We start from the raw sequence: 681 nt of genomic DNA, 5'->3' as shown, positions 1-681 counted from the left end.
GACCAGAAGTGGATGAAGGGATTGCTGGTGGCGTCGGCGGCGAAATAGTCGAACGACCAGCGCAGCAGCCACAGATTGATGGCATAGGCGGAGGCAAACATGGCGCCGCGCGAATAGAGCGCCTGCTCCTGTGGCGCCAGGATGAAGTAGCCGGCGGCCAGCGTGACCAGGATGACGAACAAAGCTGCCGGCAGGAGCCGCCGCGCGCGCCTGGCATAGAAGCGCCAGAGGTCGAGCCGGCCGGTCTCGCCGATCTCCTGCATGAGGTGGGTCGATATCAGCCAGCCCGAGATGACGAAGAAGATGTCGACGCCGGCAAAGCCGCCGGGGAGCGCGGTGAGGCCGAAATGGTAGGCGACGACGCCGCCGACGGCGAGCGCGCGCAATCCTTGTATGTCCGGCCGGAACGATGCTGCCACGACGGCTCCCTCGTGCAAGCCCAGCCCCTGTGCAATGTCGGCGGTGCAGGCCGATATCGCAATGCAACAAATTTATCGCAGTGCAACATGGCAGAAATGGGGAGATGGGCCGGGTGCCGGCCGGGCCCGATCCTTGCGTGGCTGGCTTGTCTGCACACCTGCGGCAGACGCAAAACAGCCCCGCGCGGGGCTGTTTCTCATTCGGGTTGCTGGACTGCTACTTGCTGCCGCCGTTCGCTTTCACGCTGCTGCAGAATTCGGG

Annotated in this window: 1 protein-coding gene; it reads right to left on the bottom strand. The window is 64.5% G+C overall.

Translation table 11 applies throughout. The features are described 5' to 3' along the window. Window positions 1-419 (bottom strand): acyltransferase (locus tag EN991_RS38670; protein ID WP_164769782.1); only part of this gene is annotated, 419 nt, incomplete at its 3' end. Between the last annotated feature and the right edge of the window lie 262 nt (window positions 420-681).

Origin of the sequence: Mesorhizobium sp. M7A.F.Ca.US.005.03.2.1 (assembly GCF_003997795.1) — a bacterium.
In the GTDB taxonomy this organism is placed as follows: domain Bacteria; phylum Pseudomonadota; class Alphaproteobacteria; order Rhizobiales; family Rhizobiaceae; genus Mesorhizobium; species Mesorhizobium ciceri.
This window is presented reverse-complemented; position numbering and strand designations above follow the sequence as displayed.